This is a genomic window from Endozoicomonas arenosclerae, assembly GCF_001562015.1.
Taxonomy (GTDB): domain Bacteria; phylum Pseudomonadota; class Gammaproteobacteria; order Pseudomonadales; family Endozoicomonadaceae; genus Endozoicomonas_A; species Endozoicomonas_A arenosclerae.
In genome coordinates this window covers 1-742 of the sequence record NZ_LASA01000310.1, presented here as the reverse complement: position 1 = coordinate 742, position 742 = coordinate 1, and the positions used below count along the sequence as shown (strand labels likewise).

The window sequence follows — 742 nt, the reverse complement described above, 5'->3', positions numbered from 1 at the left end:
AAGAAGGTGTACCGCTATGAAAACATGATGACCCCTTACGAAAAGTTCCTGTCACTGAAGGAACCAGAACAGTACCTGAAAGAAGGGATTACACTGGACCAACTAAAGGACAAAGCGGAAGCCATGACCGATAATGAAGCGGCCAGAAAGCTGCAACAAGCCAGAGAAATCCTGTTTCAATTAGTTCATGAGCGACAAGCCGAGGGTTAGGTAGTAGTACCTGCCTTCAGGCTCATTTCAGGATTGGAAAATACTGTCGCCGTCCTCATCTCGTGCATATTCACCGGCTCCATGGCAGACAGATTTATGGCCATAACCCCATTCTGCCAGTTCGTTGTAAATCGCGTATTCATCCGTGTACACCAGAGTGCCTGGCTCTATAGTAGCTCTGATCAGTGGCTTGATGGTTGCCCGTTTAACATTGGCAAGCATACGGATCACTACCTGGCCACCTCGCTGAATCATACCAAAGATGGGTGGTTTCTCTTTTTCCAAGGTTCCTCGGCCACGAGCAGCTCTCAGTCTGTTTCTTCGTCCTTTTCGACGTTTTTTTTCACAGCCTCTGGATGACCTTTGTGGCCAGCCACCACATAAACCTCATCACATTCTACCTCACCACTGAGGACTACCTCAGGGCGCTTATCGTATACGGACTGCCTGAGTTGCCGAGTCATTTTTTGTACGTCACTTACGTTCAAATCGAGCTCACGGGCGATCTGCTGATTCGAAAGATTGAGTGACA

General features: G+C 48.2%; 2 protein-coding genes and 1 pseudogene. 1 reads left to right on the top strand and 2 read right to left on the bottom strand.

Going from position 1 to position 742, the window contains the following annotated elements:
• On the top strand, positions 1-210 hold a 210-nt coding region (locus tag WG89_RS28960; RefSeq protein ID WP_216638596.1), incomplete at its 5' end, for a hypothetical protein.
• A 27-nt stretch (positions 211-237) separates the two neighbouring features.
• Here WG89_RS28960 and WG89_RS31885 read toward each other — a convergent pair.
• Positions 238-495 (bottom strand): transposase, encoded by a 258-nt coding sequence (locus WG89_RS31885; RefSeq protein ID WP_245663002.1) that lies wholly within the window; start codon positions 493-495, stop codon positions 238-240.
• Between the two features lie 23 nt (positions 496-518).
• Positions 519-742, bottom strand: a pseudogene (locus tag WG89_RS31880) (hypothetical protein); the annotation flags it as partial.